Source organism: Pelatocladus sp., from assembly GCF_059505505.1.
Genome location: NZ_JCACKS010000120.1, coordinates 1 through 7,178 on the forward strand (window position 1 = coordinate 1; position 7,178 = coordinate 7,178).

Genomic DNA, 7,178 nt, shown 5'->3' on the forward strand with positions numbered 1-7,178 from the left:
TGGATTTTGGATTTTGGATTTTGGATTTTGGATTTTGGATTTTGGATTTTGGATTAGCAAACTATTGTTTCATAGTCTCCAAAATAGCTTTTGCTGCAAGCATTCCCGAAATCGTTGCTCCTTCCATGCTATCGATATAATCCTGCTGTGTATAACTCCCTGCTAAAAAGAAATTAGCCACAGGGGTTTTTTGACGGGGACGATAAATATCCATCCCTGGAGCTTCTCTGTACAAAGACTGAGCCAACTTAACCACACTGTACCAAGTCATATTTAATTCCCTCGATGATGGGAACAATTCGTGTACTTGTGCCAAAACGTGTTGAGCAATTTCTTCATTGCTTTTTTTAATAAACGGATCTCCTGGTGTCAGCACTACCTGCAACAAAGACCCTTGCCCTTGTCGATAATAATCAGCAGGACTAGTCAAAGCTAAATCAGCAAAACAAGAAAAATCTGCATCGGCGGTATATAATAAATTATCAATTCCTGCTGCGTGATTTAGCTGTTTGCGTGCCTCTACATTTTGCAGTTCTGTCACCCAACCATCAAACCGTAGCTGCACCGTTGCTACAGGAACTGCATCCAATTTGTAAATATTGTCAAATTCTGACCACTGACGCCATTCCTGAGGCAACAGACGCTGAATTCCAGGCAGATCACAAGCTGCTACATAGGCATCTGCGGTAATTTTTTCTTCCGTGTCACCGTCAGCAATAACTAAACCAGTGACACAGGTTTGTTCTTTTTCCTCAACAAATTGGACTTCTCGTACTCTACGGCGAGTATGAATTGTTGTTCCTCTCGCTTTTAGATATTCCAAAATCGGTTTATGCAAATATTCATAGGGCGATCCTTTCAACATCCGCAGTTTTGAGGCTTCTGTTCTCACAGCGAATAACTGAAAAATCGTCAACATACAGCGAGCGGATATGTTCTCGCAATCAATAAAACCCAAAGCATAGGCGATGGGGTTCCACATCCGCTTAATACTGCCGTTGCTACCACCATGACTACGGAACCACTCGGCAAAGCTAACTTTGTCTAAGTTGCGGATATCTTGCATCGCACCTTCAAAGTCTACCAAACCCCTGACAACTGGACTAGTCGAAAGTGCTACAGCATTCTGTAATTTATCTAGTAATGAGAGTTGAGAGGTAGTAAAAAATGCCTTTAAACCATTGAAAGGCGCACCCAGAAAGAAACGAAAATCAAGCGCACCTGTCTTTCCTCCCTTATTGATGAAGTTATGAATGTGTTCTTTGGGAAGCAGGTTTTCAAAGGCTCCCATCTTCTTCATCAATTTCAACAACTGATTGTAGTTGCCAAAGAAGACATGCAATCCCATTTCGATATGGTTGCCATCTCCATCTACCCAGCTGCTCACTTTACCACCAACAAACGGACGGGACTCAAAAATCTGGATTTCACAGCCAGCATCAGCTAAATCTACAGCGGTTGCTAGCCCAGCCAGTCCCGCACCTATGATTGCAACGCGCATTCCGTCCTTCCTTTTCAATTTCTTTACAAATTGTAACTGGGTTGGTGTCGGAATTTGCTACTCGTCTTCTATTTAGCGTCCTAGAGCCAAAAGATTCAAAAAGCACCCTGCCAAGTTTGTAAAAGAGTCAAACAAAGTAAAAAGTAGAAGACAAAAACAAATTTTTTCCTTCTTCGTTATTCTTTTTCCTTGTACTCTTAATCTATATTTCTGCCTCCCTATTTGTCACTGTCTTTGGTATCTTCAGCTACAGATAATCCTCGGATCAATTCCCGAATTACATCAGTTGCTGGTCTACCAGTTTGCTCACAATACTTTTCCAGTTTTTCGGCTTCCTGTGCCGCTAAATTCACAGTGATACGTTTTACAGCCCATTTTTTATTAGTCATTGGATTCTGTTATTTGCTGTTTATCAACATTGTGTACAAAATGTTAGTGAGGATGAAAGAGTTAAGAATATCAGAGTTTTTGTCAGGAAACAAGCAATCGTTTCTGTAAAAAATTTGCTTTGCTTGAAGTGTTCTTCATTTTTGAATAGAATCAAAAAAACAAATGAATAAAGTGTTGTTGTGTCAGAAGGAATAGCGTATATTATCTAATACACAACAAAAACTATCTCAAGGAAGAATCAAGCTTGACCAAAAATTTTATAATCTGGCAAAGTTAATTGCTGCTAGCTAAATAACTATTTATTTAGAGATATAGCAGTGTCAAAGGAATTTGACCTAATCTCTATAACTCAATTTGACCAAATACATTTGGGTAAAACATGTGTCATAACATCTGTAGATATGGTATTAATGTGTTTGCTTGTTTGTAATTGGGATTTGTATAGGCAAATTTTGACTTGATACTTGCTGAATACATAGATGCAATGCTTGTTCGTATATCCCAAAAGAATCTGCTGTTATTTCCCAAGGGTTTATTAATTTGGGGTCAATACGATATCTTTTAATTTCTTGTGATAACAAAGCTTTTGTTTTGTTCCAGGCTTGTAAATCCACAGTACGCAAAGAATTCATTAGCTTTTGTGTTGTTGTCTTTCTACCCTCACAAGATAATATCTTTCTGAAGTTCACAGCATCTTGCTTATCTTCATACAAGCAGTTCAATTCTAAATGATGCAAATACTTTTTAGCCCATTTTTGAGCTAAATATAAAACAGCAGATTGTTTTTCGAGTTGTAGTAAACCATTTGAATTATTATCGAAATTGACATTGATCCCCATATATTAATAGTGTCGATATTAACGTATAAACACCCTACTTATTAATGTTCCTATTGTATATGTTTTCCTATTTATTTCTATGACTTTATTTAAACTTTAACGAAATTCTACTGAAAGTTAGAGTTTTAGTTTTATAAAATTTTTACTAAGAGATAGTAAAAAGATTACATTTTATTCTGTAGATAGCAAAAAAATCCATAAATTTAGAAAATAATAATTATAAAAAGCGTGAATTAATAAACTACATTAAGTTGATATTTATATTAGTTATAAAGATATATTAAGTCTATTTTTATACTTCCATTTGAGCAAATAATATGGATGAAACAATTACTATCAATAGCGAATTTGTAAATATTGTTACTTGCTTTTGAAGTATCTCATAGCAGAATAATTAATTTTATCTATAGAGAGTTTAAAAAAATTAAAATACACCTTAATATTCAAGTAAAACAATCAAAATTTAAACTTATTCAAGTAAATAGTAAATTTTATTTAAGTTGCAATTCTTAATAATGAATTTTTAAAATGTTTAAATAATAAACTTTCAGACAAATAAGCAAATATAGAATACATAACTATATAAAATGCCTATCATGAACTGCGTATATAAGTACTCATACCATTTCCATATGAAGATGCATAGAAAGAACCCCACCGCCTTCGGCACCTCCCCTTGGTAAAGGGAGGTTGGGAGGAGTTAAAATAATGTGCAGCTTTACAGAGAATTGGTATCAGACACAATTAATTGCACAGTTTTTTCCTGTTCCCTATCTCCACGAATGAATTTAATTTTGTCCAACTACTTAGCAATCCTATTTGAGTTGTAAACAATTAGATCGCTCAAACCCCCGACTTTTTGAAAAAATCGGGGGTTTTGTTTTTCACAAATTATTAATGATTTAGGAATGCTATAACACGTTCAGGGACTTCCATATAAAAAAATATCCCTTAATTGTGATTGAGCAAGACAAAACTTGTGTTTTTAAGCACAACGCTATATGTTCAGCTTGCTATTCAAATTGTAGTTGTGGCATCAGCTGGAGAGTACCAATACCTAAGTCTTTAGGTGAAAGCGATCGCGCCTCAAATAAAGCCATCATATCTCGCAACTGGGGATTACCACGAGCAGATCCAGTCAGCCCTTTGGCAATAATTAAACCGCAATAGCCTTTAGTATTTTTACAGCGCTGATTCCATTTTTTTCTGGCTTCAACGTGAGTGGGGTCATCATCTAAAAACTCACCAAATAAAAATAATTCCTCATTTTGAGTTTGTAGTAAACCTAAATCATAGCGATCGCCACCAAAAGGATCTGCACCAGGATTAAAACAAATAGCTTTAAGACCTCCAGCTTTTTCTATATTTTCAATTACGGTCTTAGCTTTGGGACGGGAAGTTTGAATTAAAATTACTGGCAGACCATCACCTACTAGCTCAATTTCCCCTGCTTGATGGTAACTAACTCCTTGACGTAAGTACTCCAACATTTCCCAAGACACCACACCTAAGCTAAGGAAAGAGTCTTCTGGGATTAAGTCATCTCGCAATGACCTAAACATCGGCATAGAATCCGATTCTATGTCCTCTTCGTCTTCGTCTTCTTCATCCTCATAGCCTGCCATTTCTTCTAACTCTGCTGCCAACTCTGGCATACTAGAAACAGTAATAGATACTGATTTTGTTTGTTCATCACAAGAATCGGGTAAGGAAATGCGGTAGCGACGATTCAGAGCAGGAAAAGAATCGCTATCCAATTGACGGCGGTGATCGCGAATAAAACGGCTGAGGCTTTCTAAGGCAACGTATACTATCAGTGCCTCTTCATCGTATAAAACTGAGCGTAGGCCCTCTAGAGGATGAATATTGCCAAAGGTGGGTTCAATTTCTGACAGTGGTAGTTCTGCTAAATCTTCAAATTCTTCCTCTTCGTCTGTTTCCTCAGCATGTTCAAACGTCAAAAATAGACAATCTTGCTTTAGGAAAGCTTCTTCTAAATGTCCTTCTGATTCCTCTTCTCTTAAAATTGTGGCGCGAAAATGCTTAAGTGAATCTTCTGAACGATACAAAAGTATTCCATACTCCATCCCCAGCATCCCCATCATTGAGGCGTAGAGTGTACCAACATCCCACTTGTTGATCTCTATTGAGACAATTTGCTGTTCTTCTAACAATTCCCAAGGAGCAGTTTGCCAAATTGCTAATGCTTTTTCTCGCAAAGCTTTTGCATACTGCGGAGGTAATTCGGGAATTTGAGAGTCGAGAATTTCGGCAAATCCACGAAACAGTTCATCAATCAGAGGTAAATCAGGTGAGTAGTCAATAGCAATATCTAAATCTTGTAGTACTCCACGCAAGTAGAATTGTATTTCTCGGTCTCTGACCACAATTCTTTGGGGGCGAGCAGGTTTAGCAGGACTATGGGGATTTTCCATTGCTCGCATCAAAGTCCGAACAATAGCCTCTGGCCCGCTTTCTGGAGGTACTACGTCCATTCCCCGTACGATACCTTGTGTACCATCCACCCAAAGAATACATTCGCCTTTAGTCTCAGACTCTGATAGCTGGGTTGGTGATGATAATGGACGACGATCGCCCTCCCATAAAGAAGGAATTTGAGTTAATTTCCGTAAACGACGGCTGGTAGAGCGATTAAAACTTGTCATAGAGTAAGTGAATCAAAACAAGCGATTTGCAATTAGACTTTTGAGTCAGGGCTAGCCTCCGATGAAAACTCCCTTAGCTGTTTAATTAAGGTAATCGTGATTGTGGGCTGCCAAAGGTCGAAACTCCAAAAATAGCGAATCTATAAAACACATTGAATCTCTCAATTCTAGAATAAAAATCTTTGCGTGCTTTTGACGGAGTGTTTACAATTTGGCAACCTAGAACATCAATATCGCTAAAATGGATAAACAAAGTTATTTACAGACGTGTGGTTGGAAAGCGTTTGTGAAAATTTTCGGGGCTACCCAACGACGAAACTTTTGGGTTAAAGGTTCCCGCTTTGCTTGTATAGGGTAATCGATAACCGCACAAGGAGCTAAAAAAGCAGATGACACAGGCAACTCAGTCTTCACAACGGGGAATTCAGTTAAGCGAAACTGCATTGCGGCAAGTGAAATTGTTGCAGGAAAAACAAGGTGGCAAAGACTTGTGCTTGCGAGTGGGAGTACGTCAAGGAGGTTGCTCCGGAATGTCTTACTTAATGGACTTTGAAGACCCCAGCAAGATCACACCAAATGATGATGTTTTTGATTATGAAGGCTTCAAAATAGTTTGCGATCGCAAAAGCTTATTATATCTCTATGGGTTAATGCTTGATTATAGCGATGCCATGATTGGCGGTGGCTTTCAATTCACTAACCCCAACGCCAACCAAACCTGTGGTTGTGGGAAGTCATTTGGGGTGTAAGATGTCATTTGTCCTACCCTGCGGGAAGCCGCTTGCGCGTCTATGTCATTTGTCATTTGACGAAGGACTGATAACCAATGACCAATAACTAATGACTAATGACCAATGACCAATGACTAACACAGTTGAATCCCTGTTCGATACAGGTTTAGAACGCTATAAAGCTGGGGAATCAGCAGAGACTTTGATTCCTATTTTTAAAGAGGTTTGCGATCGCTCTCCCAAAAGTAGTGCTGCTTGGACTTGTTTAGCGTGGTTGTATTTGTTGGATAACAAACCCAATTCCGCTTTCAAAGCAGCACAAAAAGCAGTAAAGTTAAATCCACAAGATGCACAGGCAAGGGTAAACCTCGCCCTTGCGATGTTGGAAACCAATCAAAAAGGCTTACGCCAACACATTGATGCTGCTAGTAAATTATTAACTCTTAGCCCCGAATGGCAAGAGGAAATTCAAGACAGTATTGAAGATGGTTTTAAGAGAAAACCAGATTGGCAGAGTTTAGCAAAAGTCAAAAATTGGCTATTTGAAAATTAGGAGTATCGTTGTTTATTGGTTGTTGGTGGTTATTAGTTCCATAGACGCGCAAGCGGCTACTTACCCTACCTTTGGAACCCTCTACCCTGCGGAAGCCGCTTTGTTTCTACGTGTCTACCCACAGGGTGCAACAACCAACAAACAACCATTAACATTATTCACATTAAGCTTATGAAAGAGAAATTTTTAAGTTGGCTTAACCTAATTTTGGTAGTGGATGTCTTTGTTGTTCTGTTTGGTTTTGGGTGGTTAGCGATCGCTGCGATCGGCAAAGCATCAGGAGTACCCTTGGGTTTAGATTTATGGTACAAACTCTGGCAACCTGTTTTCAATCCAGCAATTGGAATCCTTATGGGTGGTGCAATTCTCAGTGGTGTCATCAATTGGATTTCACGCAAATTCCAATCTAGTTAGTGGATAGTAACTAGTAGGCTAATTTGACACATTAGACATCTCCGACAACTATCAAAGCCTTTATGTGACTAGCTCTTAGGGTGC

At 38.4% G+C, this 7,178-nt stretch carries 7 protein-coding genes; 3 read left to right on the plus strand and 4 right to left on the minus strand.

Features of this window, described 5'->3' with window-relative positions:
• Window positions 1-61: 61 nt before the first annotated feature.
• The 4 genes from zds to AC5JMK_RS11145 all read right to left on the minus strand — a co-directional run bounded on the left by zds (window position 62) and on the right by AC5JMK_RS11145 (window position 5,396).
• Window positions 62-1,501, minus strand: a complete 1,440-nt coding sequence (gene zds, locus AC5JMK_RS11130) for a 9,9'-di-cis-zeta-carotene desaturase (RefSeq protein WP_096675638.1) — start codon at window positions 1,499-1,501, stop codon at window positions 62-64.
• Window positions 1,502-1,719: 218 nt separating this feature from the next.
• Window positions 1,720-1,890, minus strand: a complete 171-nt coding sequence (locus tag AC5JMK_RS11135) for a ribbon-helix-helix protein, CopG family (RefSeq protein ID WP_096675637.1) — start codon at window positions 1,888-1,890, stop codon at window positions 1,720-1,722.
• A gap of 408 nt (window positions 1,891-2,298) precedes the next feature.
• Window positions 2,299-2,730, minus strand: a complete 432-nt coding sequence (locus AC5JMK_RS11140) for a hypothetical protein (protein ID WP_495910088.1) — start codon at window positions 2,728-2,730, stop codon at window positions 2,299-2,301.
• 1,013 nt (window positions 2,731-3,743) lie between these two features.
• On the minus strand, window positions 3,744-5,396 hold the full coding sequence (locus AC5JMK_RS11145; RefSeq protein WP_096675636.1) for a DUF6930 domain-containing protein: 1,653 nt from the start codon (window positions 5,394-5,396) through the stop codon (window positions 3,744-3,746).
• A 389-nt stretch (window positions 5,397-5,785) separates the two neighbouring features.
• Here AC5JMK_RS11145 and AC5JMK_RS11150 point away from each other — a divergent pair, with 389 nt between their 5' ends.
• The 3 genes from AC5JMK_RS11150 to AC5JMK_RS11160 all read left to right on the plus strand — a co-directional run bounded on the left by AC5JMK_RS11150 (window position 5,786) and on the right by AC5JMK_RS11160 (window position 7,094).
• On the plus strand, window positions 5,786-6,145 hold the full coding sequence (locus tag AC5JMK_RS11150; protein WP_096675635.1) for a HesB/IscA family protein: 360 nt from the start codon (window positions 5,786-5,788) through the stop codon (window positions 6,143-6,145).
• Between the two features lie 112 nt (window positions 6,146-6,257).
• On the plus strand, window positions 6,258-6,680 hold the full coding sequence (locus AC5JMK_RS11155) for a tetratricopeptide repeat protein (RefSeq protein WP_096675634.1): 423 nt from the start codon (window positions 6,258-6,260) through the stop codon (window positions 6,678-6,680).
• Between the two features lie 171 nt (window positions 6,681-6,851).
• A complete protein-coding gene (locus AC5JMK_RS11160) occupies window positions 6,852-7,094 on the plus strand; it encodes a DUF8620 family protein (protein ID WP_096675632.1) in 243 nt (80 codons plus the stop codon).
• The last annotated feature ends 84 nt before the right edge of the window (window positions 7,095-7,178 follow it).